The organism is Nocardia glycosmidis (genome assembly GCF_052545115.1).
Genome location: NZ_JBQWRH010000001.1, coordinates 275152 through 298684, shown reverse-complemented (window position 1 = coordinate 298684; position 23533 = coordinate 275152). Strand labels below are relative to the sequence as shown.

At 67.7% G+C, this 23533-nt stretch carries 18 protein-coding genes; 5 read left to right on the top strand and 13 right to left on the bottom strand.

Going from position 1 to position 23533, the window contains the following annotated elements:
* Position 1 precedes the first annotated feature (1 nt).
* Positions 2 to 853: a sirohydrochlorin chelatase gene (locus tag ACT86A_RS01345; protein ID WP_445090103.1), complete on the top strand. Its 852-nt coding sequence runs from the start codon at positions 2 to 4 to the stop codon at positions 851 to 853.
* Between the two features lie 783 nt (positions 854 to 1636).
* On the opposite strand, the gene ACT86A_RS01340 is transcribed toward ACT86A_RS01345, so the two are convergent.
* From ACT86A_RS01340 to ACT86A_RS01305, 8 genes are all read right to left on the bottom strand, one after another.
* Positions 1637 to 3664: an Hsp70 family protein gene (locus ACT86A_RS01340; protein WP_445090102.1), complete on the bottom strand. Its 2028-nt coding sequence runs from the start codon at positions 3662 to 3664 to the stop codon at positions 1637 to 1639.
* A 748-nt stretch (positions 3665 to 4412) separates the two neighbouring features.
* Positions 4413 to 5516: an Hsp70 family protein gene (locus ACT86A_RS01335; RefSeq protein ID WP_445090101.1), complete on the bottom strand. Its 1104-nt coding sequence runs from the start codon at positions 5514 to 5516 to the stop codon at positions 4413 to 4415.
* A 569-nt stretch (positions 5517 to 6085) separates the two neighbouring features.
* On the bottom strand, positions 6086 to 7081 hold the full coding sequence (locus ACT86A_RS01330) for a sulfate/molybdate ABC transporter ATP-binding protein (protein WP_445090100.1): 996 nt from the start codon (positions 7079 to 7081) through the stop codon (positions 6086 to 6088).
* The gene (gene cysW / locus ACT86A_RS01325) at positions 7078 to 7884 is read right to left on the bottom strand and encodes a sulfate ABC transporter permease subunit CysW (protein WP_445090099.1); all 807 of its coding nucleotides are present in this window, start codon (positions 7882 to 7884) and stop codon (positions 7078 to 7080) included. Before cysW ends, ACT86A_RS01330 begins: the two co-directional genes overlap by 4 nt.
* Positions 7881 to 8681, bottom strand: coding sequence for a sulfate ABC transporter permease subunit CysT (gene cysT, locus ACT86A_RS01320; RefSeq protein WP_445090310.1), 801 nt, complete (start codon positions 8679 to 8681; stop codon positions 7881 to 7883). The genes cysW and cysT overlap by 4 nt, the downstream gene beginning before the upstream one ends.
* A gap of 129 nt (positions 8682 to 8810) precedes the next feature.
* Positions 8811 to 9857 (bottom strand): sulfate ABC transporter substrate-binding protein, encoded by a 1047-nt coding sequence (locus tag ACT86A_RS01315; RefSeq protein WP_445090098.1) that lies wholly within the window; start codon positions 9855 to 9857, stop codon positions 8811 to 8813.
* A 198-nt stretch (positions 9858 to 10055) separates the two neighbouring features.
* The gene (locus ACT86A_RS01310; RefSeq protein WP_321210233.1) at positions 10056 to 10145 is read right to left on the bottom strand and encodes an Ms4533A family Cys-rich leader peptide; all 90 of its coding nucleotides are present in this window, start codon (positions 10143 to 10145) and stop codon (positions 10056 to 10058) included.
* Positions 10146 to 10668: 523 nt separating this feature from the next.
* A complete protein-coding gene (locus tag ACT86A_RS01305) occupies positions 10669 to 10944 on the bottom strand; it encodes a hypothetical protein (RefSeq protein ID WP_445090097.1) in 276 nt (91 codons plus the stop codon).
* A 101-nt stretch (positions 10945 to 11045) separates the two neighbouring features.
* On the opposite strand from ACT86A_RS01305, the gene ACT86A_RS01300 reads away from it, so the two are divergent.
* The gene (locus ACT86A_RS01300; protein ID WP_445090096.1) at positions 11046 to 13028 is read left to right on the top strand and encodes a glycoside hydrolase family 15 protein; all 1983 of its coding nucleotides are present in this window, start codon (positions 11046 to 11048) and stop codon (positions 13026 to 13028) included.
* Positions 13029 to 13151: 123 nt separating this feature from the next.
* Here the strand turns inward: ACT86A_RS01300 and ACT86A_RS01295 are convergent, their stop codons facing one another.
* The 3 genes from ACT86A_RS01295 to lepA form a co-directional block, all read right to left on the bottom strand.
* A complete protein-coding gene (locus tag ACT86A_RS01295; protein WP_445090095.1) occupies positions 13152 to 14972 on the bottom strand; it encodes a dynamin family protein in 1821 nt (606 codons plus the stop codon).
* Between the two features lie 83 nt (positions 14973 to 15055).
* A complete protein-coding gene (locus tag ACT86A_RS01290; protein ID WP_445090094.1) occupies positions 15056 to 17185 on the bottom strand; it encodes a hypothetical protein in 2130 nt (709 codons plus the stop codon).
* Between the two features lie 267 nt (positions 17186 to 17452).
* A complete protein-coding gene (gene lepA, locus ACT86A_RS01285) occupies positions 17453 to 19354 on the bottom strand; it encodes a translation elongation factor 4 (protein ID WP_445090093.1) in 1902 nt (633 codons plus the stop codon).
* A gap of 268 nt (positions 19355 to 19622) precedes the next feature.
* On the opposite strand from lepA, the gene ACT86A_RS01280 reads away from it, so the two are divergent.
* Positions 19623 to 20177: a type II toxin-antitoxin system PemK/MazF family toxin gene (locus ACT86A_RS01280; RefSeq protein WP_445090092.1), complete on the top strand. Its 555-nt coding sequence runs from the start codon at positions 19623 to 19625 to the stop codon at positions 20175 to 20177.
* A 316-nt stretch (positions 20178 to 20493) separates the two neighbouring features.
* Here the strand turns inward: ACT86A_RS01280 and ACT86A_RS01275 are convergent, their stop codons facing one another.
* The gene (locus ACT86A_RS01275; RefSeq protein WP_445090091.1) at positions 20494 to 21282 is read right to left on the bottom strand and encodes an aquaporin; all 789 of its coding nucleotides are present in this window, start codon (positions 21280 to 21282) and stop codon (positions 20494 to 20496) included.
* 465 nt (positions 21283 to 21747) lie between these two features.
* Here ACT86A_RS01275 and rpsT point away from each other — a divergent pair, with 465 nt between their 5' ends.
* Complete coding sequence (gene rpsT / locus ACT86A_RS01270) at positions 21748 to 22008, top strand: 30S ribosomal protein S20 (protein WP_445090090.1); 261 nt, start codon at positions 21748 to 21750, stop codon at positions 22006 to 22008.
* A gap of 166 nt (positions 22009 to 22174) precedes the next feature.
* Positions 22175 to 22420, top strand: a complete 246-nt coding sequence (locus ACT86A_RS01265; RefSeq protein WP_445090089.1) for a hypothetical protein — start codon at positions 22175 to 22177, stop codon at positions 22418 to 22420.
* A gap of 49 nt (positions 22421 to 22469) precedes the next feature.
* On the opposite strand, the gene holA is transcribed toward ACT86A_RS01265, so the two are convergent.
* Entirely contained in the window at positions 22470 to 23441 is a 972-nt protein-coding gene (holA, locus tag ACT86A_RS01260) for a DNA polymerase III subunit delta (protein ID WP_445090088.1), read from the bottom strand.
* Between the last annotated feature and the right edge of the window lie 92 nt (positions 23442 to 23533).

Genomic DNA, 23533 nt, shown 5'->3' with positions numbered 1-23533 from the left:
CATGGCGGTATCGCGAGCCCCGTTCGGCGCCCGGATGGTCGCGAACACGGTGGGCCGCACGACATCCTGGTTCGACCACGCGCCAACGAGACTCGGGCGGGTCACCGCGGAACGGCCGCCCGCGCTGATCGCCGTCGCGCACGGAAGTCGCGATCCGCGATCCGCGGCGACCGTTTCGGCTGTTGTCGCGGCCGTCGCTGCCGCGCGTCCGGACATCGAGGTGCGCGCGGCATTCCTCGACCTTACCGCGCCTTCGGTCGAGCAGATCGTGGATTCTCTTGCCGCCCAAGGGTATTCGCACGCAGTGGTCTCGCCCCTGCTGCTCGGCAGCGCCTTCCATGCCAGGGTTGATCTGCCCGGTCTGCTGGCCGCCGCCCGCGCCCGCCATCCCCAGCTGCGGTTGACGCAGGCCGCTGTTCTCGGCGCCGGCACCTTGCTGATCGACGCGCTGCGTGATCGGGTGCTCGCCGCCCGCGATGGTGAGCACGCCTCGCCCGGCCATCGGATCGGCGTCGCCGTCGCAGCGGTCGGATCGTCGTCCGCCGCCGCCAATGCGCGCACCGCGCAGGTGGCCGCCCAGCTCGCCACTCGCACCGGCTGGCTCACCGAGATCTGCTTCGCGACCACTGAACCGTCGGTCGTGGCGGCGATTTCGCGGCTACACGCCCGTGGCGCCGACCGCGTCCTGGTCGCGCCCTGGTTCCTGGCGCCCGGCCTGCTGACCGACCGCCTGCTCCACGCGGCGCCCGAAGTCGTCCACGCCGACGCACTCGGCTCGCATCCGGCTCTCACGGATGTCATTTTGGATCGCTACCATGCGGCCATCACCGAGACGCCCGCGCTATCGGCTTGAATAACCGAGACCGGATCTCGCCGATCTCTTGCACTGGGCTCCCACACCGAAGCATGCGAAAGTCCGGCAGGAAACCGACGAATATACGGGTTCAAATCCGGAGCAGCATCCAGTCCGGAGCACCCTCGAGTCCGGAGCAGCGGAGCGCCCCGGACCCTGGCCGGATCAACTATGGAATCAGAAGCATTCCAAAGAATTCGGAGACCATACGGGCAACTTGGTCGATGAAACGCGGAATCATCAGGTTTCCTCCTGCCGTCCAGTGAAATTACCAACCAGACCGTACTGAATCTGCTATCCAGCAACGGATTACAAGGAATTCGTTGCCGACCATCCAAAGGATGGAACCCGCCGCTTGTTCACCTGGCGCTGCCGTCGAAATTCCTGCTCATCGCACCACCTATATCGATCAATTTGCTGCGTAATAGCTCGATGTGCAGTGCCCCTTCGCAATTCACGAACACGTCCCGCGCCACTAGCTGCCTTCGACGGCCCGCAGCAAACCGCCATACGCGACTTCTGAGGTGTTCGGCGCACCCGTTCCACCAACGACTATCGCCGCCGCGATCCGCGACTTGCGGGCCAAAGATCTGCCCACGGCATTGCTCAGGATGCGCCGCCGGATCGCGCCTTCATGGCCGGGAGTTCTCCGCGACCGTCGTACGTCTGCCACTATGGCCGGAACTGACCGACGAGCAGGTCGCCCGCGTCGTCGCGTCGGCGGAACAATTGCGGCGAGAATGCGACGCGCACTGAATGATTCGATTCGCGCAGCAATACTTCCTAGCGGCCGCGATCTCGGCCACCCGTGCGGCCGTTACCCGCCGCCGACCCGCCCGGCTTCGATCCGCCGACCGGGCCGGACCGGCTCGACGATCCGCCGGACGTCGAGGCGTCCGAGGAGTGCCCGGTTGCCGAGCCACCCGACGATGCGGAACCTCCGGTCGAGGAACCACCAGCCGATCCACCAGACGACCCGTGGCCGCCCGACCCACCAGACGACGCATGACCGGCCGGCCCACCTGATGACCAATTTCCGGTTGCACCGCCCACCGATGTCGGGCCGGTCACCGTTTCGTCGGAGGTTCCCGAGGGGACTCCCCCGGTGGCAACACCGCCCGGCGAAGAGCTATCTGGTGAACCCTTTCCGGGGAAACTCCCTGGGCCGCCCGACCCTGTTCCGGAACCCTGCGTGCCGGACGTGCCGTTATCCGTCAAGTCCGGGCTCGTCGCCCCCGGAACGATCGGAGCGGGGGCATGGTTCGGATCCAAAGCTGTCGGTTCACCCTGCGGTATAGGCAAATTCATGCTCGGCACGAGTACGGCTACTCCGGGGTGCGGTGCGGGTTGCTGCCCCGGCCCCGCAGGCCGATCGGGCAGACCGGCCCCGGGAACCTGGACGACAGGACCACCCGGTTGACCTGGCGCGGGAGGCCCGGCAGGGTGCTTGGGCGCGGGGCGGACGACCGGCTCGAACAGAAGCGGATTCGCGAAATCGGCGGGATCGCTGCGGTGCCGCGGTCCGCCGGAAGTGCAGCAGTCTCGTGGTTCCCCGTGTAAGCCGATCCGTGACTCGGGTACCGAAGGACCGTGGCCCGCGCTGTACGGTTCCGGCGTAATGAATCGGGTATAGGCGGAGGTCTGCGGAGTCAGGTGGGCGGGCGGCACGCGGGTCGAGTTCCATCCCGTTGGCGACATCCGCGACCAAGCCTCGGCGACGTGCTCGCCGCCCATGTCGAACAGCAGATTGTCGGCCGGCATCTCGAGGTTCGGTACACGATCCAGCACGGGCGACAACTCTGGAACGTCAGGTCCCCCGAACACAGTGACCGCCGACATCGCGACCGCGGAAACCACGGCCGCACTGGAGAACACGGCCGTGCGGGGCGCACCGCGGCGCTCGCTCGCGGCGCCCAGCGCCATGGTTCGCGCCGCCATGAGGGCGGCGCCCGCGGCGACGGTCTGACCCGGATCTGCCGAAAGCACCACCGGGCGACCGAGTTCGGCGAGCGTGCGTGCCACTTCAGCGGGGCGCGACGCGCCGCCGACCAGCAGGATACGACTGATGTCGGACATCGTGATGCCCGCCGACCGAACACAGTCACGGACCAGGTCGAGGGAGTCCCGCACGTGCGCGACACGGAGTCCGTCGATGTCGACCAGGGCGCTGATCGGCAGGCGGGCGGACTCCGACGACACATCCGGGGCGTACCGCGCGATCATCGCACCCAGCGGCCGACCGCCGAAGTCATAGGAGCGCAGCGGTTCTCCGACCATCGGATGGTTGTCCCAGTCCGGCCCGACCCGCACGATCGTCACGTCCAGACTCGTGCCGCCGAGGTCGTAGACAAGTACGAAGCCCGTTTCCAGCGGGCCGTACTCGTGTTCCAGCCACTGCGCCGCCGCGACAGGTTCCGGCACCAGCAGTACGTCACCGGCCCCGGACAGCTCCAGCGCCTGGCGCAGCAGCGCGACCTGCTTGTCGGAGTATGTCGCCGGGTAGGTCGTCACGACTCCCGCCTCGGAGGCAGCGGGCGCGATCGCGCGGAGTTCGTTCACCACCGCCGCGATGAGGCCGGCCGGCGACCAGATGCGCCCGCCGACGATGACCGTGTCGGGATCGCTACCCAGATCGGCGAAATCGGTGACCGCCACGCTGAATTGCGCAATACCCCCGAGTCGCAGTCCGCCGCCGCTGTCGAACGTCACCGCGGTGCGCCGCGACCGCACCACTGGCCGCACACGTTCCGTGGTGACCCACGCCGTCACGGAGTTCACTGTACCGATGCTGAAGCCCAGACCTGTCGTCATCCGCTATCCCGTCAACGCACCGTGACCACGTCCATCACAGGGCACTCTCCAGTGGCCGCGGTCGTCTTCCAAACAGCCACCACAGGTTAGCTGTTTCGCGTCTATTGGGATGCGCAATTGACGTAGAAGGTTGCGCCGATCGCCACGATCGCTCGAAATTCCAAGTAAATTCCCAGGAAATGCCTTGTTCAGCCCTCTCGACTAGGCCAATCCAGCTGCAGTTCACAATATTCCGCTACTTTATAGCGATCTCGTTTTTGGGAGCTCGAGCCAACCTGGAGATGGTTTTCCGCGCCGAACCACACCACGCGACAGACACTTACTGGTCGGTTACTAAAGTGTTGCCCCAACTGCGGATTCGCAGCGGACGAGGTCGGAGACAGCTAGTTTCCAGGCGCCGCCGAGGCGGGGTTCACGCGCGAGCCGACGGACGACGGAACGCTGCCGGAACAGCGGCGCCGCCGACTCGGACCGCCCGCTGACGCCTACGCACCAGCGGTCGAATTCGGCAGCGGTTGAGGTGGTTCCGATAGCCGGCCCGCATCGAAGTCCGCGACCACCCGCCGCACTGCCTCCTGGGCGCGGGACTTGCCGGCGCCGATGAAGCCGGTGGCCCTGCACTTGATCCAGTCGGTGACGTAGCGCCTCGGGCCGTCCGGCGATGCGCGCCCTCATCACGCGCATCGCCGGACGGCTCACATATCGCGGCCCGTTCTGCATCCGCCGGGCACGTCCGCGGCCCCGCCACCTAGCCCATCAGCACCCCGTCCCCTGCCGCCATCAATGATGTCGCCAAGCCGGTTGTCCACACCCCCGTGACGACGGCCGCTTTACCCAACCGACGCCTGGTCCGGCGGGACAGCATCAGGGCGCGGGCGGCTGCCCGGCGACGGGCGCGGCGACGCCTGCTGCGCCGTTTCTCCGCCGCGGCTTCGGCCGCCGCCGCGGCCTCGCGGCCCAGTATCGCGGCGCCCTCGGCAATGGTCCGTTCGGGATCCGACGCGGTGATCACCGGCCTGGCCAATTCGCCCGCGAGAACCTGGGCGACCTCGACGGGACGTGCCGCACCGCCGACCACGAGGACGCAGTCGACATCGGCCATGGTGACATCCGCGACGCGCAGACATCGATAGATGAGCTGGACGGATTCCCGAATATGGCGGGCGCGCAGCTCGTCGGCGGCCCCGGCGGCGACCGACCGCGAGACCGAGGACGTGGGCAGCCCCTGCCCGGCATGTTCGGCGACCAACGCACCGAACGCGCGCCCGCCGAATTCGGTGGAGCGCAACGACACCCCGACGATCGGATTGCGCGGGCACCCTGCCCCGACCCGGACCAGGGTGACATCCAGTCCCGCCCCGCCGAGATCATAGACCAGTGCCAGGCCGGGCATCATCGGACCGCGATCAGCTTCCAGCCACGCCGCCGCCGCGACCGGCTCGGCGACCAAGGCCACCTGTCCGAGTTCGACGTCGTGCAGCGCGGCGCGCAGTGCGTCGACCTGTTCGTCGGCATAGCGCGCGGGATAGGTCATCGCGATGCCGATACCGTCGCCGCTGGCCGGGTGATCCTCCAATACCTCGCTGACCAGGCACTTCGCGACCGTGGCGACGAGATTGGCCGGCGCGAGCGCCCGGTTGCCGATCCGTGCCCAGGTGCTGGAACGCTGCGTGAGGTCGGCGAACTCGGTCACCGCGCGACCGTGCCTCGGCAGCATGCCGACCCTGGCCACACCGGTGCTGTCGAACGCCAGCATCGTCCGGCGCGTGCTGATCTGCGGGTGCGGCGCTGTGCGGCGCCCCGGCGGAGCCTTGGCCGAACCCTCCTCCGCGAGAACGGAAACCGTGTTCACCGTACCGATGCTCAACCCGAGACCAACCGCCATCGCAATCCACCCGATCGCCGTGCCGATTTGCTTCGAACGTCGTCCAGGCAACCACTCCGCGATCTTCGTGCCAAGGCCGGACAACCGATTGTCCGCAACCCGCCTGTCGAACGTGTCGCCTCACAGACGATCGCCGACGCGCTCACCTGCATACACCAGCGCAGAATTCCGTCCAGTCGGATTTCGTTGCGACACGCGGAGTTCGACACATGCCCGGTTATGGTTTGCTAGGGAACGGCTCGCACGCCGCTTCGTCCGGATCAACACCCTCGGACATGCGGAGACAACCATTGACACATCGAAAAGACGGAGTGCGGATGGTTAGCGATGGCGAGGGATACCTCGATCGGCTGCGTACCGGCACATCCGCTCATAGGCCCTGGTCAACGCGACCATCGCCGATGCGGCGGGCACGGCCGCCACGCCAGCAACGGGCCCCTTGCCGCGCCGGACCGGAGCACGGAAACACCGCCTACGAAGTTCCGAGAAGGGCAGCGACTTTTCAGCAAACAATTTCTGGCGCTATCCGAAACCCGCTAGCGCGCAGGAAGTTCCGGAATACGGGTGGCCCGGGCGTAGACCGTCTCGCCATCCGAGAGCCGCAACGCCTCCGCGTCACCGCGAGTAACCTGCGCGGAAAACAGGTCGCCGGTCGCGGCGTTGCGCAGTTCCACCCGCACCTCGAAGCCGAGATGGACCACGCGTTCCACCGTGGCCCTGGTGACCCCCGCGGATTCCGCGGTGCCCTCGTGCTCGGCGAGCGCCATGCTCGGGTCGCGGCCGACCCGAATGTCGTGTGGACGCACCAGGTGTCCGTTGAGCCGGGCCACCGCGCCGAGGAACGACATGACGAACTCGTTGGCCGGCCGGTCGTACACGTCCTCGGGCGTGCCGATCTGCTCGATGCGGCCCTTGTTCATCACCGCGATCCGGTCGGCGACATCGAGCGCCTCCTCTTGGTCGTGGGTGACCAGCACGGTGGTCACATGGACCTCCTCGTGCAGGCGACGCAGCCAGGTACGCAAATCGGCGCGAACCTTGGCATCCAGCGCACCGAACGGCTCGTCCAGCAGCAACACCTGCGGATCGACGGCGAGCGCGCGAGCCAGCGCCATGCGCTGGCGCTGGCCACCGGACAGTTGCGCCGGGTACCGGTGCTGGAAGCCATCCAGTCCGACGATGCCGAGCAACTCGTCGACCCGCTTGCTGATCTCGTTCTTCGGGCGCTTACGGATCTTCAGGCCGAACGCCACATTGTCGCGCACGGTCATATGCTTGAACGCCGCGTAATGCTGGAACACGAAACCGATGTCGCGCTTCTGCGGCGCCACCCGGGTGACGTCGCGTCCAGCGATGCTGACCACGCCCGAGTCCAGCGACTCCAACCCCGCGATCGAGCGCAGCAGTGTCGACTTGCCCGAGCCCGAGGGCCCCAGCAGCGCGGTCAGCTCACCGGAGGGGATGTCGATGGTGACGTCGTCGAGGGCCGCGAACGAACCATAGTTCTTGTTCGCGTTGGTCACGGTGATCACGTTGTGCTCCGCTTACGTTCGAGGAGGGTCATCAGCAGAAGGGTGACGAGCGCGATGCCCATCAGCAAGGTGGCGGCGGAGTAGGCGCCGAAGGTGTTGTGGTCGTTGATGTACCGCCCGTGCACGAGCAGCGTCAGCGTCAGCGACTGGCCCGGCAACGCGGAGGACACCATGATCACCGCGCCGAACTCGCCGAGCGCGCGAGCCACGGTGAGGACCACGCCATAGGTCAGACCCCACCGGATCGCGGGCAGTGTGATCCGCCAGAAGGTCTGCCATCGAGAAGCACCGAGCGTGGCCGCCGCCTGCTCCTGGTCGTCGCCGATCTCATGCAGCACCGGTTCGACCTCGCGCACCACGAACGGCAGCGTGACGAAAATGGTGGCGATCACCATGCCGGGCAGGTTGAAGATCACCTTGAAACCCAGGTCTTCCAGCCCGCCGAACCAGCCACCCGCGCCCCAGAGCAGAATCAGCGAGACGCCGATCACGACGGGTGACACCGCGAACGGCAGGTCCACGATGCCCTGCACCAGGTTGCGGCCCGGAAATTTGCCACGGACCAGCGCGAGCGCCGTCACGATGCCGAAGACCACGTTCACCGGGACGGTGATCGCGACGATCAGCAGGGAGAGCTGGAACGCCGAGATCGCGGCGGGTGTGGTGATCGACTCGACGAACGCGCCGACGCCGCGTTCGAAGGTGCGCCACAGAATGATGATCAGCGGCAACAGCAGCAGCACGAACAGGTAGCCGAGGGCTACCGTCCGCAACGAGATGCGGGTCAACGCGGACAGTTTCATCGGGCAGCCTGTTCCTTGCGCGCGCTGCGCTCGGCGAGCAGCCGCAGCACGAGCAGCGTCGCGAACGAGATGGCCAGTAGTGCGACCGACACCGCCGCCGCGTTCACCGGCCGGTCGATCTCGATCTGCTTCTGGATGTACTGGGACGCCATCTCGGTCTTGCGCGGGATCGCGCCGCCGATCAGCACCACCGAGCCGTACTCACCGATCGCGCGAGCGAAAGCAAGCCCGCCGCCGCTGATGATCGCGGGCGCCAACGCGGGCAGCACGATTCGGCGGAACGTGGTCCAGTTGTTCGCACCGAGCGAGAGCGCGGCCTGCTCGACCTCGCGGTCGGCCTCGATCAGCACCGGCTGCACCGAGCGCACCACGAACGGCAATGTCACGAACGCCAGCGCCACCACCAGGCCCGGCTGGGTGGCATTGAGGTGGATGTCGATCGGGCTCTGCGGGCCGTACAGCGAAAGCAGCACGATGCTGGCCACGATCGTCGGCAACGCGAACGGCAGATCGATCAACGCGTTGACCACGCCCTTGCCGGGGAACTCGTCGCGCACCAGCACCCAGGCGATGAGTGTGCCCATGACCACATTGACCAGCGCCACCACCACCGAGACGACCACGGTGATCCGCAGCGAGTCCAGCGCGGCAGGCGCGGTGACCGCGTCGATGAAGCCCGACCAGCCGTTTTCGAAGCTGGTCACCGTGAGCGCGGCCAGCGGCAGCAGCACGATGATGCTCAGCCACAACACTGCCGTGGCGATGCCGAGCGGGCCCACGGAGCCGGTCACCCGCAGCCACGACCAGTTCCAGCGCCCGGTCCGGGGCGCGGCGTCTGCGACGCCGAGACCGGCTGCCCGCGCGGTCTCGGCGTTACTGCTGTCAATCACAATCGTCCAATATCCCGTGTTGCGGCGGTCACCCTGCTACTTGGTCGCCTTGTCGTAGATCACTGCGACGGAACCGGTGTTCGGGGTGAACAGCTCCTTGTCCACGGTCTTCCAGCCGCCGAGATCAGCGATCGTCCACAGCTTCTGCGGGGCCGGGAAGTCCTTGGCGTAGTCGGCGGCGACCTTCGGGTCGACCGGGCGGAAACCGGCGGCGGCCCACGCCTTCTGGCCCGCGGGAGTGAACAGGAAGTCACGGAAGGCAACGGCCTTCTGCGGGTTCTTGCTGTTCTTCAGCACCGCGACCGGGTTCTCGATCTTGAAAGTGACCGGCGGGACGAAATGCTCGATCGGATCGCCGTTGCGCTCGGCGAAGATCGCCTCGTTCTCGTAGCTCAGCAGCACGTCACCGGTGCCCTGCAGAAAGGTCTCGGTCGCCTCCCGGCCGGACTTCGGCTGCACCTTCACGTGCTCCTTGGAGACCAGCTGGCTCAAGTAGTCCAGGCCCGCCTGCGGGTTCTTGCCGCCGTCGCTCTTGGCCGCGTACGGCGCCAACAGGTTCCACTTGGCCGAACCGGAGCTGAACGGGTTCGGAGTGACCACCTCGACGCCCGGCTTCAGCAGGTCGTCCCAGTCCTTGATGCCCTTCGGGTTGCCCTTGCGCACCACGATCGCGACCACCGAGCCGAACGGGACTCCCTTGGTGGCGTCGGCGTTCCAGCTCGCGTCCACCAGACCGGCGTCGACCAGGCGGGTGATATCGGGCTCGACGGAGAAGTTGACGATGTCGGCCTCGGCGCCGTCTTTCACCTTGCGGGACTGGTCACCGGAGGCGCCGTAGGACTGCTGGATCTGGACGCCCTTGCCCTGCTCGGTCTTGTTGAACTCCGGGATCACCTTGTCGAAGCCGGGCTTCGGCACGGCGTAGGCGTAGAGGTTCAGGGTGCCGGCGCTGCCGTCGGCGTTGTTTCCCCCGACTGTGTCGCTCGCCCCGCCGCCGCATGCCGTCAGCGCGACCGCGGCCAGTGCGGCGAGGGCGACGGCGCTATAGCGTCGACGCGGCGAGAGCCAAGATTTGCGAGCCATCGGGGTGGACCTTTCTTGCGGACCGCCAGTTGTCCGGGAATACATCGGTGGCGGCGACGTGGTGTAGATCAGTAGAGCTACCGACGAATCAAGACGGCAGTGGCGCGACGATCGGCCATCAGGGCCGGGAGGACGAGCACGTCTGCGGAAAGCGCGCCAGCCTACTGGGAAACGAGACGCGGACGTACCCGAGCACGATCAGCGACAGTAGACGTCCGCGACCGCGAGGTCACCTACAGCAATCAACGCCAACTCATGGCGGACCTGTGGGACTGCGCTCGAAGACACGGGCCGACTGTAGCAGAGCGCCCGGTGGAGTTCGAATCGAAGATGCCAGCAAGAGCGGGGTTTCTTCGCGCGGTCACCGGCCCGGATCGGGGGCGTTACCAGGCCCGTCGCAGCAACGCCGACACCGGAAAAATTCGCTGACCGCGTGGCCCTGGTTATCTTGCGGTCACAGCCGGTGAGCCACTCGGTGCCGTGCCCGATGTGTCGCGTTTGCCGCCGAACCGTCGGCACGACCGCGGTCCGGCCACACGGATTACGCCACCAGGATCACCGATGTGGCAGCGCGTGGCCGAAATCCGACCGCCGGCGAGGCCCCGCACGCGCGTCGGATCGGCGCGACCGTCGCGAAGACCAGCCCGTCACGAAGACCAGCCCGTCACGAAGACCAGCCCGTCACGAAGACCAGCGATGCGCCGGGGACGGTGCGAGCTCCGGTGGCGCCGTGCTCAGCGGGTGATCAACCAGGCGACGACGACGAGCACGAGCAGTGCGAGCAGCGCGAGCTGAACCTGCGAACGAGGCATCAGCGCGCTCCGCTCTGCACGGGCCGGCGGTCGTCCACCTGCTCTGGTTCGGATATCTCCGGGGCGGCGATCGGCGCGGACCGCACCGGCACGGTGGCGGCGGCGTACCGGCTATCGAGCATGCGTAGCACGGCACGCAGGACGCGGTCGAGCCCGTACGCGATCGCGAAACTGATCGGGACCATACCCATGAGGACCACGAGGAACTGGGGAATGAACGGCAGTCCGGCGACCCACAGCTCGAACCCGTCCCACCATCCTGCGATGCGCTGCACGACTCCAGCCTAGTCGGTTCGCCGGCCGGCTTCGTAGCACGTGCGACCACCGCGGTGACCGAACAGTGGACGACAGGCGTCCATCGACCCCAAGATGGGTTATGGCGTCCTCAGCTGACCTCATCGCCAACGATGCCGATGGCATGCCGTCGAACCTCACCGAGCCGCACCACCACGGCACCCACCCGCCGATCGACGACTACGCGTTCCTCTCCGACTGCGAGACCAGCTGCCTGGTCGCCAGCAACGGCGCGGTGGAGTGGATGTGTCTGCCGCGGCCGGACTCGCCGAGCGTCTTCGGCGCGATCCTGGACCGCAGCGCGGGGCACTTCCGGATCGGCCCCTACGGCGTCAACGTGCCCGCCGCCCGCCGCTACCTGCCCGGCGGGATGATCTTGGAGACCACCTGGCAAACCGGCACCGGCTGGCTGATCGTGCGCGACGCGCTGGTGCTCGGCGGGTGGCACAACCTCGATCAGCGCAGCAAGACCCACCGGCGCACCCCGATGGACTGGGATGCCGAGCACCTGCTGCTGCGCACGGTGAAGTGCGTGAACGGCACCGTCGAGCTGGAGATGAGCTGCGAACCCGCGTTCGACTACCACCAGGCCACCGCCCGTTGGGAGTACACCGGCAAGGTGTACGAGGAGGCGACCGCCGTCCGCAGCGACGACCCGAGCGCGGGCCCGACCCTGGTACTGACCACGGATCTGCGCCTGGGCCTGGAGGGCAGAGAGGCCCGCGCCCGCACCAGGATGAAGGAGGGCGACGAGGTCTTCGTCGCGCTCACCTGGTCCGAACTGCCCGCGCCGCGTACCTTCGACGAGGCTGCCCACAAGATGTGGCAGACCACCGAATGCTGGCGCCAGTGGATCACCCTGGGCAAGTTCCCGGATCACCCGTGGCGGAACTACTTGCAGCGCAGCGCGCTCACGCTCAAAGGTCTCACCTACGCGCCGACCGGTGCGCTGATGGCGGCCCCGACCACATCGCTACCGGAAACCCCTGGCGGCGAACGCAACTGGGACTACCGCTATACCTGGGTGCGGGATTCCAGTTTCGCGCTGTGGGGCCTGTACACGCTCGGTCTGGACCGCGAGGCCGACGACTTCTTCGCCTTCCTCAATGACGCGACCACCGGCGAGAACGGCGATCCCCTTCCGCTGCAGGTGCTCTACGGCATCGGCGGCGAGCGAGAACTCACCGAGCGTGTCCTCGACCATCTGGGCGGCTATGACAACTCCCGGCCGGTGCGGATCGGCAACAACGCCTACAACCAGGACCAGCACGATATCTGGGGCACCATGCTGGACGCGGTGTACCTGCATGTGAAGTCGCGTCAGCAGGTGCCGGAGACATTGTGGCCGCTGCTGGTCCGCCAGGTGCACGCGGCGATCGCGCACTGGCAGGAACCCGACCGGGGCATCTGGGAGGTGCGCGGCGCGCCGCAGCACTTCACCTCGTCCAAAGTGATGTGCTGGGTGGCGCTGGACCGCGGCGCGAAGCTCGCCGAGCTGCACGGTCAGTTCGAGCACGCCGAAGAGTGGTCCGGCATCGCCGAAGAGATCAAAGCCGACATCCTGGCCAACGGAGTGAACTCCGAAGGCGTGTTCACCCAGGTCTACGGCGGCGACACGCTGGACGCCTCACTGCTGCTGGTGGTGCTCACCCGGTTCCTGCCGCCGGAGGATCACCGGGTGCACGCGACCGTGCTGGCCATCGCCGACCGGCTCACCGAGAACGGCCTCGTGCTGCGGTATCGCACCGAGACCACCGATGACGGATTGAGCGGCACCGAAGGCGCTTTCACGATCTGTTCGTTCTGGCTGGTGTCCGCGCTGGTCGAGATCGGCGAAACCCAACGGGCCAGGCATCTGTGCGAGCGGCTACTCGGCTTCGCCAGCCCGTTGCGGCTGTACGCCGAGGAGATCGACCCCCGCAGCGGCCGCCACCTGGGCAACTACCCCCAGGCGTTCACCCACCTCGCTCTGATCAACGCCGTCACCCACGTGATCAGAGCCGAGCACTCCCGGCACGCGGGCCAGTTCCAGCCCGCGCACACACCACAGGGCCATCCGGTGTGACGACACCGGATGGGTCACTCACCGGGCAGGCCCAAAACTGAAGCGGACACCCCAACGCGGGAACTGAACGCAAGTCCCGCCGCCCAACTGGTACGGCCCGCAGCCCCGAAGAGGCGGAACTGGCTACCGGCCCGCAGACGCCGGGCGTCCCAGTCCATCGGCTTCGTCACGCAGCACCCGCAGCTTGCCGAGCCGCGCCTCGAGCTCGGCGATCCGTTCCTGCCCGCGATCACCGTACTTGCCGTAGTTCTCCTCGGCCAGCCGCAGTGCCTCGTCCGCACCGCGCGCGGCTTCGGCCGCGATGTCGGTGAAGTGGTCGCGCAGCACCCGCTGCATGGCGCGCAAGCGGTTTCGCGATTCCTTGCCGACCTGGAAGATCACATCGTCCAGCAGGCGGGCGACCGCGATCTTGGCCTCGGCACGGCGGCGCAGCTTGCGATTCTTGCGGTCGTCCCACAGCGCGTTCACGCCGAGCAGCACGCCGGCGCCCGCCGAGTACCAGTTCACCAACGACATGCCGAGCAGGCTGGTGGCCAGACCGACCATCAGGACGCCGCCGTAGGAGCCGCGTAGACCGGTCAGGAACTGCTGGGTCACACCGGCTTTCGCGCTCTCCAGCGGTTCCAAGGGCTGCACCGTTTCGAGTACCTCGCCCAGATCGGCCAATCGCAGCTCGACCAGCGGCGCCGCCCGGTTGCCGACGGGAAACTTGGCGGCCACCTGCTCGGACAATTCCACCGAGCGATAGTGCGCCACGGCGAAATTCTCTTCGACGGCCGCGCAGATCCGCGCGTCCAGATCGGCACCGAAATCCTTCCACCGGCGGGCCGGATCGGTCCCGGTGATCTCGGCCTCGGCGTCGCGAATCAGGCTGCGCAGCCGGTGCCGCAGGTCGTGCTCGATATCGGCCATCAGCTCGGTGCCGCCGTCGACCAGGGTTACCTGCCAGTTCGCGGTCCGCTGCCGCAGCTGCTCGGCCTCGTCGCGGGCGCGGGCGAGTCGGTCGGTGATCTCTGCCTTCCGGCGCGGATCCCGCAGCGCCTCGGCCTCGGTGCGCAGCGTCAGTGCGAGATGATCACAGACCAGGCGAATGTCCCCGGCGGCCGCTTCCAGTGCCACCGCATCGGCGCGGGCGATCACGTAGTCACGCAGATGGTCGATCAGTTGCGGCACACCGGATTCGATATCGCGCTGATAGTCCCCCATCGTCCCGGCCTCCCGATGCAACTGCGCCGACACCGGCGCCACCGCGAAGCCCAGCCCCGCCGAGTCGAGCAGTTCCCGATTGCGTTGCTGGATGTGCGACCACTGCGGAAAGATGTCGATCTTGTTCAGCACGCAGACCACCGTGGGGCAGATCTGCTGGATGCGCTGCAATTCGGCGACCTGCTCGATGGTCAGCTCAGCGCCCGCGTCGCCGACGTAGAGTACGGCGTCGGCGGCGGCGATCATCGACCAGGCGGTGCGGTTGTCGCCCAGCGCACCCGGCGCGTCCATGAGCACCACGCCGTCGGCGAGCAACGGGCTCGGCTGGGTGAATTCGGCGCGGACAACGCCCTGGGCGGCCAGCGCCGGCCCCGGGTCGAGCGGGTCGACCGACTGGCGTTCGGTGCGACCGTATTCGGTCCGGCGCACCAGCGTCGCGGTCGGCTCCGGGCCGTACTCGACGATCACCGGGATACTCAGGTCGCTGCTCGTCGCGCTGACCGAGACGCCGACCAGACTGTTGACCAGTGTGCTCATGCCGTTCTTCGGATGACCGACGACCACGAGCCGCACCCGTGGATCGCTCACCCTGGCCCGGACCATGCTCAGCCGGCTGCCGAGATCGTCACGCCCCGTGGATCGGGCCGTCTCTCGCAGCTCGTCGAGTATTCGGATGAGCGGGGCCATCACATCCGGATGTTTCACCGTTGCGGCCGTCAGCCCGGCAGCGGCAGACAACACTCCTCCTCACTCTCGGTGACTCTTGCTCGAAATACCCCTGCGGAAATTTCCGCCGTCGTCCGAACCCCTTGCGGCCCTTACTACAGCAGCGAGATGTCCAGCACGCCGGACGCGAGGTGGTGCGGCTCGGCGATGGGCGAGTCCGGCAGCAGCGCGCCGGAGAGGCTGCTTCCCGAGGCCAGGAGCACGGAGTGATCGTAGGCGTGGTCGGCGACCGGGTGATCGCCCCCCAGCGGGGCCGAGATCCCTTGCGGCTTGGGGTCGATCACCGGTGGCTTGACCGGCACCGGCGCGGGGGTGACGTACGTCGGTGCCGGTGGGTGCGGCTCGACGGTGGGCGCATGAGCGGGCGCGCTGTAGGTCGGCGCCACCGTCGGCTGGTCGGGCACGGAGTAGGTCGGCTCGGATGGGCGACTGACGGTCGGCACGTCATCGGTCGGGAGATCGTTTGTCGGCCGGGTGCCGTTCGACGTACCCCCGGCGCCGGGACGGCCGGCATCCGCGCCGGGTGCTGTCACACCGTCGCCTGAGGTGGACGGGATGCCATGGGTCGGCGCCGGGGTGACGGTCACGCCGGGGACCTTGGTAGTCGGCAGGTCAGGGTCGGTCATGCTGCCGCCGTGCGGCGCCGTGACGGCGCCCGGAAAGTTGGTGTCGGAGCCGGACGGCTTGGGCGCGGACGGGATGACCACATCGGCTGGAACGGCCGGCGCGGGCGTGATCTTGATCGTCGGGGTGGTGACGGTCGTGGGCGAATGCGCCGGGTGCGACGGTTGCGGATCGGTCGCCGGAACCGTCTTCCCCACCGCCGTCGGCCGCACCGCGTCGAACAGGGCGGGCACCACCGCCGCCGGGGCGGTGAGTACCGACGGACCTTCCGGTGCGGCAAGCACATTCGCGATCGGTGTGGCGGCGGCATCGGGCTGGATCATGGTCTGCAGCGGAGTGGCCGCGACGACCGGAGCGGCGGCAACCGCCGTGGGCACCGGGGCGGCGGGAGCCACCGCAGCCGGGGCGACCGCGGAAGCCGGGGCGATCGAAGCGACCGGCGCGACACTGATCGGTGCCGAGGCGGCCATCGGCTGCGCGACACCCGCGGCGGCCGAAGAATGGGCGGCGCCCGCCGCCGGGGAATGCGCCGCGGACGTGCCGGTGGCCGGCGAACCGAGCCCACCGAGCAGACCGGTATTGCCCTGCCCCGGCCCATCCGTCTCGGCGACCTCGCGGTCGGTGTCGTCCGTCGTCTGGATGCCGTCGGCCAGCCAGCCGGTGTACTCGTCGAGCTGGTCGCCGACCTGACCGGTCGCGAGGCTGACCTTCATCTGGGAGCTGAAGTGGATCCCGTTCGGACCGACCCCCACGTCAACCGACCACTGCGTGCCGACGAACATACCGAGCTGGTCGCCGCCCACACCGATGCCGTCGAACGGATCACTCTCGGTCGGCGGCGCTGCGATCGCGCCGCTTCCGGGCAGGTCGAAGACGCCGGAGCCGGGCGCGACGAAACCGCTCATACCGGGCAGGCCGAAGCCATGACCGGCCGGGCCGAGTCCGTGGCCGGGCAGGCCGAACCCATGCCCACCGGGCTCGTCGAGTTCACCGGCGGACTCGGACCGGACACCGGGCAGCGACAGTCCGTCGGATACGTTGTCCTGGGTTCCGGCGAGCGACGGCCCGCCCGGGAAACCGCTGTGCGAGCCGGGAATGCCGCCGAATCCGGGGACACCACCGCCGGAGTATCCGGGCAGCTGCATGCCGTTCGCACCCGCGTCGGTGCCATCGTTTCCGTCGAGCGGCAGCGGAAACCCCGCGTCGGTGCCGCCGTACTCGCCTCCGAGCGTGGGCAGCGGAAGCTCGCCGGGACCCGGCAGCGGGACACCGGGCGCCGGGTTTGCATGCGCTACCGGAATATTCGACGAGTGCGGCGAGAACCGGGTCGGCTCGACCACCGGATCGGGGAAGGTGATCACCGGGCTCGGCTGGTCGGGATCGGGATCGGTGTTGTGCGCCCAGCCGGTGTGCCAGCTGTCGAGCCGGGATTCACCGGGTTGCGCCGGGATGCCGCCACCATTGGCGGCCACGAGGGCACCGCCGGTGACATAGGCGCCCGCCCGCGCGACCCGCGCGACGCCGGTGGCCACCCGGTAAGCGGTGTCGCCCGCGCGGTCAGCCGCTTCGGTGTCATCGTCGAAGGGCAGATCACGCGTCATCACAGCTCCACTCTCGGTTGTCCCGCATCCTCACCGCGCCCGACCGAGTGAAGATCACCCAACAGTATTTCGGGAACACTCGCCTGTCATATTCTCCAGGACTGTAGAGAATCCGGCTGTGCTGGGCAACACGAGCCTGCCATCGGGATCACCGCACCGAAAGCCCTTTTCCCGCTGGCCTTCCGGACCGGACGCGGTGGCCGATTCGCGCCGCTGCCAGCGCCCGAAACGGCACAGTTGAGCGGCGGCGCGACCGGCCGCCGGCTCCTACTTCTTGTCCTTCGGCTTGTCCGAGGCGGCGTCGGAGGACAGCGCGGCCACGAAGGCTTCCTGCGGGACGTCGACACGGCCGATCGTCTTCATCCGCTTCTTGCCTTCCTTCTGCTTCTCCAGCAGCTTGCGCTTACGGCTGATGTCGCCGCCATAGCATTTCGCGAGTACGTCCTTGCGAATGGCCCGGATGTTCTCGCGCGCAATGACCTTCGAGCCGATCGCAGCCTGGATCGGCACCTCGAACTGCTGGCGCGGGATCAGTTCGCGCAGCTTGGTGGTCATCTTGTGCCCGTAGGCCTGCGCGGCATCCTTGTGCACGATCGCACTGAACGCGTCCACCGCCTCGCCCTGCAACAGAATGTCCACCTTCACCAGCTGCGATTGCTGCTCACCCGACTCTTCGTAGTCGAGGCTGGCGTAGCCACGGGTGCGCGACTTCAGCGAGTCGAAGAAGTCGAAGATGATCTCCGCCATCGGCATGGTGTAGCGCAGTTCGACCCGGGTCTCGGAAAGATAGTCCATGCCGCCGAGTTCGCCGCGACGGGACTGGCACAGCTCCATGATCGAACCGATGAACTCGCTCGGCGAGATGATCGTGCACTTCACGACCGGCTCATAGACCATGCGCACCTTGCCTTCCGGCCAGTACGAGGGATTGGTGACGACGTGCTCGGCGCCGTCCTCCATCTCCACGCGGTAGACGACGTTCGGCGCGGTCGAGATCAGATCCAGGTCGAACTCGCGCTGCAGGCGCTCGCGGGTGATCTCCATGTGCAGCAGGCCGAGGAAGCCGCAGCGGAAGCCGAAACCCAGCGCCACCGAAGTCTCCGGCGTATAGGTCAATGCGGCATCGTTGAGCTGCAATTTCTCCAACGCGTCGCGCAGGTCGGGGTAATCGGAGCCGTCCACCGGGTACAGGCCGGAGTAGACCATCGGACGTGGCTCGCGGTAACCCGTGAGCGGCTCGCTCGCGCCGCCGCGCGCGCCGGTCACCGTATCGCCGACCTTGGACTGGCGCACGTCCTTCACGCCCGTGATGAGATAGCCGACCTCGCCGACGCCGAGACCCTGAGTCGGCTTGGGCTCCGGCGAAACGATGCCGATCTCCAGCAGCTCGTGGGTGGCGCCGGTGGACATCATCTTGATCTTCTCGCGCGGAGTCAGCTTGCCGTCCACCACGCGGACGTAGGTGACCACGCCGCGGTAGGTGTCGTACACCGAGTCGAAGATCATCGCTCGGGCGGGCGCGTCGGCGTCGCCCACCGGCGGCGGTACCTGTGCGATCACCTGGTCGAGCAGGTCGGCCACGCCCTCACCGGTCTTGCCGGAGACGCGCAGCACGTCCGTGGGCTCGCAGCCGACGATATGCGCCAACTCGGCGGCATAGCGCTCCGGGTCCGCCGCGGGCAGGTCGATCTTGTTCAGCACCGGAATGACGGTCAGGTCTTTGTCCAGCGCCAGGTACAGGTTGGCCAGGGTCTGCGCCTCGATGCCCTGCGCGGCGTCGACCAGCAGGATCGCGCCCTCACACGCCTCGAGCGCCCGCGACACCTCGTAGGTGAAGTCCACGTGACCGGGCGTGTCGATGAGATGCAGCACGAAGTCGGTGCCCACCTGATCGCCGGTCCGTGGCGTCCAGGGCAGCCGCACATTCTGGGCCTTGATCGTGATGCCGCGCTCGCGCTCGATATCCATCCGGTCCAGATACTGGGCACGCATCTGCCGCTCCTCGACCACACCGGTCAGTTGCAGCATCCGGTCGGCCAGCGTCGACTTGCCATGGTCGATGTGCGCGATGATGCAGAAGTTCCGGATCCTGGCGGGATCGGTGAACGTCGTGTCGGCGAAGCTGGCGGGCACTCCACTCCTCATGGGTATCGGCAAACTGCCCTCCATCGTCCCATGAGCAGCGCGAAGCTTGTGCCGGTGGTGCTGGGTTCGTTCCGCCGGCGCCCGCGGCACCGGATTCATGGCCCTGGGGAGACGGCCGCGAACGGATGCCGTAGGACTCGCGCCGGGCAGGGTCGCGGGATTCGCGCGGCGGGTCCGATTTCGCGGAGCTCGGTAAATGCTGGTGGGACCTCGAATGACCCTCGAATGACCATGGCGACACGACGGGGTCGGCGCGGATGAGAAGCTGGGGACCCGCCGTTATTCTCCAGAGATGGCCCGGAGTTGGAATTCCCTCGGCAAGCAGATCGGCCTTCTGGCGAAGGAACAGGGGCCCGAGCTCGTCCAGCAGCAGGGCCCCGGGCTGCTCGATCGACTGGTGGGGGCGCTGGTGCAGCGACGCCCCACCGCAGGTTTCCCGGTACGGCCCGCGGCGTCGGCGCCGGTGCCGACGGCCGAACGGGCACGGCAGATCGTGTACTCACCGCGGCTGGACGGGCGCGCCGATCCCGGCGAGATCATCTGGACGTGGGTGCCGTTCGAGGAAGACCCGAGCAACGGCAAGGACCGGCCGGTGCTCGTGGTCGGTCGCGACCGCCGCACGCTGCTGGGGCTGCTGCTGTCGTCGAATCCGGAACGTGCGTTCGACCGCAACTGGGTCGGCATCGGCAGCGGGTCCTGGGACCACGACGGACGACCCAGCTGGGTCCGGCTCGACCGGGTGCTCGACGTGCCCGAAATGGGCATCCGCCGCGAAGGCGCGATTCTGGAGCGCAAAACCTTCGACCTGGTCGCCCACCGGCTCGTCGCCGAATACAAATGGAGCTGAAGACGAATGGCCACCGGTGTCAGTCGACCCGATCCTGCAGCGCGACAGAGCCGAGCGTGATACCGGGCAGCCGAAGGCGAACAGGCCGACGTGCCCGCACCGGCTACTGCCCGGCGTCGGCCCGCTGGGCACGATGATGTCCGCACTCTCCCGGTCGATCAGCAGATAAGCCGGGATACGGCATGGGGCATACGCCGTCGGCATCTCCGCCCGGTCGCGTTGGTTGGTGTCGGAGTCGCGAAGTCACCGCCACCACCATCGAAACCTTGTCGGCCGGCACCCACTCGCATTCCTTACGAAGGCAGCCGATCGGCGGTCAGGAAATCATGTCCCGGGAGCGGCCGAACAGCAGGCCGTACAGCAGAGCGCCGAGGGCTCCACCGATCAGAGGGAACACCACGAACGCCCAGACCTGCCCCATCGCGCCGTCCTGGTACGGCGCCACAGCGAGGCTGCGAGCGGGGTTGACCGAGGTGTAGTCCACCGGAATCGATACCAGGTGGATCACCGCCAGCGTCACACCGATGGACAGGCCGGCCAGCGGCACATCGGAGATCTGGTCGGTCGAGGACAGCACCACGAAAACCAGCAGCGCCGTCAACATCACTTCGACGATGATCATGGCCGCCATCCCGTAACCGTTCTGCACGACCACCTCGCCGAGCGGCCCCCGCGCCGCCGCCGGACTGTGCTTGCCCCACCCGTTCGCGGCGAGTCCGTCGATCGATCGGTCGTACGACGGCAGGTTCTTGGCCAGCGCGAACAGCACGAGACCGGCCAGGAAGCCACCGATCAACTGCGCGATCACATATCCGCCCGCGGCCACCGCGCCGATCCGGCCGAGCAGCAACTGTCCGACGGTCACCGCCGGATTGACGTGGCAACCCGAGATCGGCCCGATCGAGTAGACGAGGAACATCAGCGTCAGACCGAAGGCCAGCGCGACCCCCAGCGGACCGACCTTCTCCCCCGCCAGCACCGCGGTGCCGACACCGCCGATCACCAGGACGAAGGTGCCGAGCGCCTCGGCACCCCATTTCTTGCTGTCGGGAATCGGTCTGTCCTCGACAGCCTCTTCGACAACTTCCTGGGCCGTTGGAGACATATGCTCTACCGCCTCTCCGAGTATTCAGGCCGTACTGGTCGGTGCCACGGGATCCGCGTTCAGGTCCAGCGTTGGTGCCGCTCGGGTTCTGGGCGTACCCGGTGAGTTACCCATGTGCTTACGAAATCGGTTGTCCCTGTCGCGGCGGCTTCGGTGTACGCCCGCGACGTTGTGCGGCAAGGTTCCTGCCGGTCCTGTAATACGCTACGCGTCCCGCGTGGCTCTCGCGGCGATCTTCGCGGTATGTCTCCCGCTGAGCGCGCGATCGCCACAACGACTTCGCGGGTTGGCCGGGTTTGCTCCGTCAACGCTTCGACACCGACGCGGAAGTATCGATTTCGTGTGCCAGACGGCGACTGGTACTCTCGATCTTCGGCGCTGCGTTACCCGTTCATTCCGGGCGTTTCGCGCGCTCGACGAACTTCCCCAGGACAGACCACCAGACAGGAACACGAGGAAACAGGCGTGGCCAACATCAAGTCCCAGATGAAGCGGATCCGCACCAACGAGGCAGCGCGCAAGCGCAACCAGTCGGTCAAGTCTGCGCTGCGCACCGCCATCCGTAGCTTCCGCGACGCCGCGGCCGCTGGCGACAAGGACCAGGCCGCCGAGCGCCTGCAGTTCGCCAGCCGCAAGCTGGACAAGGCCGCTTCGAAGGGCGTCATCCACGCCAACCAGGCCGCCAACAAGAAGTCGGCGCTGGCACTGGCCTTCAACAAGCTCTGATCCACCCGGTACCGTACCCAAGTACCGCACCCGCTGAGACGCAGCCGCCGTGGCCACGATGACCACGGCGGTTTTTGTCGTACCACACCGCGGAGAGCCGACCTATCTCGTCGGTGTTTCGGGATCGGCCCGCGCCGTGTCAGAGGTTCCAGCTACCATTCCGCGCATGGTAACCGTGTATGCCAATCAGACGGTCGTCCGCGCCGAGGATCTGCCGGAGGTGATTCGCGCGGCCGAGGTGCTCGGATTCGGACTGAAGATCGAGAATGTGCTCGTTCCCGACGACGAAGGCGGTTACTCGTTGGAGTGGATCGTCACCCGCGACGAGGACGTCCCCGCCTACGAGGAGTGGGAAGGGCGCTACGAGGACGCGGACGACGACGGGGAACTGGTGCTCAGCTCCGCGGAGTAGGCCTGGTCACGGCGCGGCCCCTGGACGAACTGGGCCGGCGTCGCCGCGATCAGCCGGCGCCGTGCAGGTCCAGGATCTGGCCGAGGGCATGTTCCAGGGCGTAGCCGGAGTCGGCTGCGCCGCCCTTGACGTCGGCGTTGAGGGTCGCGACCACTTGGAGCGCGGAACCGATGGTGGCCGGAGTCCAGCTGCGGGCCTGGGCTTGGGCCTTCTTCACTTTCCACGGCGGCATGCCGAGCTGCTGGGCGAGTGCGAACGGGTCGCCGCGCCCCGCGGAGCCGACGCGCGCGATCGTGTGCACCGAGTCGGCCAGTGCGTCGGCAAGCAGGACATGCGGCACGCCACGGTCGTTAGCCCAGCGCAATGCCTCCATCGCGCCCGGGCGATCGCCCGCGACCGCGAGCTCGGCCACGTCGAAGCCGGAGACCTCGGCCTTGCCCGAGTAGTAGCGACGCACGGCGGTCACGTCGATCTTGCCGCCGGTGTCGGCGGCCAGCTGCGCGCACGCCGCCGCCAGCTCGCGCAGATCCGAGCCCACTGCCTCCAGGATGACCTGAACGACCTCGCCGGACGTCCGCACCCCCGCGCTGCGGAACTCGCCGCGCACGAATTCGACCCGCTCGGCGGCCTTGGTCAGCTTGGCGCAATCGTGGGTGTGAGCTCCGGCCTTCTGCAGGGCGGGCGCGAGCGCCTTCGCCCGACCGCCGCCGGAGTGCACCACCACCAGCACCACCCCGTCGGCTGGGTTCTGCGCGGCCTCGGTGATCACCGCGACCGCGTCTTTGCCGGCTTCGGCCGCCGCCTCGAGAATGATCACCCGATCCTCGGCGAACAGCGACGGACTCAGCAGTTCCGCCAGCTCCGCAGTGCTGGCATCGCCCGCCCGCAATCGATCGACCGGCACCGCGTCCGGATCCGGCGACAACGCGCGCACCTGCGCCGTCACCGCACTCAACGCACGATCGATCAGCAGCTCTTCGTCCCCCAGCACCAAGTGCACGGGCGCAGGACGCTCACTCACCGCAGTGGCCCCCTGCCCCTGGCCCAACCGTGCCCGATGGCTCTGCCGTATCAGTCCACTCGTCGCGCGCGTCCACAGCCCGATCCTACGAT

Bases quoted from the DNA above. Each gene is read 5' to 3' on its own strand.
- ACT86A_RS01345 (WP_445090103.1), top strand. From the start codon at position 2: ATGGCGGTATCGCGAGCCCCGTTCGGCGCCCGGATGGTCGCGAACACG.
- ACT86A_RS01340 (WP_445090102.1), bottom strand. From the start codon at position 3,664: ATGACGACAGGTCTGGGCTTCAGCATCGGTACAGTGAACTCCGTGACG.
- cysW (WP_445090099.1), bottom strand. From the start codon at position 7,884: ATGAAACTGTCCGCGTTGACCCGCATCTCGTTGCGGACGGTAGCCCTC.
- ACT86A_RS01315 (WP_445090098.1), bottom strand. From the start codon at position 9,857: ATGGCTCGCAAATCTTGGCTCTCGCCGCGTCGACGCTATAGCGCCGTC.
- ACT86A_RS01300 (WP_445090096.1), top strand. From the start codon at position 11,046: ATGGCGTCCTCAGCTGACCTCATCGCCAACGATGCCGATGGCATGCCG.
- ACT86A_RS01290 (WP_445090094.1), bottom strand. From the start codon at position 17,185: ATGACGCGTGATCTGCCCTTCGACGATGACACCGAAGCGGCTGACCGC.
- lepA (WP_445090093.1), bottom strand. From the start codon at position 19,354: ATGGAGGGCAGTTTGCCGATACCCATGAGGAGTGGAGTGCCCGCCAGC.
- ACT86A_RS01280 (WP_445090092.1), top strand. From the start codon at position 19,623: ATGGCCCGGAGTTGGAATTCCCTCGGCAAGCAGATCGGCCTTCTGGCG.
- ACT86A_RS01275 (WP_445090091.1), bottom strand. From the start codon at position 21,282: ATGTCTCCAACGGCCCAGGAAGTTGTCGAAGAGGCTGTCGAGGACAGA.
- ACT86A_RS01265 (WP_445090089.1), top strand. From the start codon at position 22,175: ATGGTAACCGTGTATGCCAATCAGACGGTCGTCCGCGCCGAGGATCTG.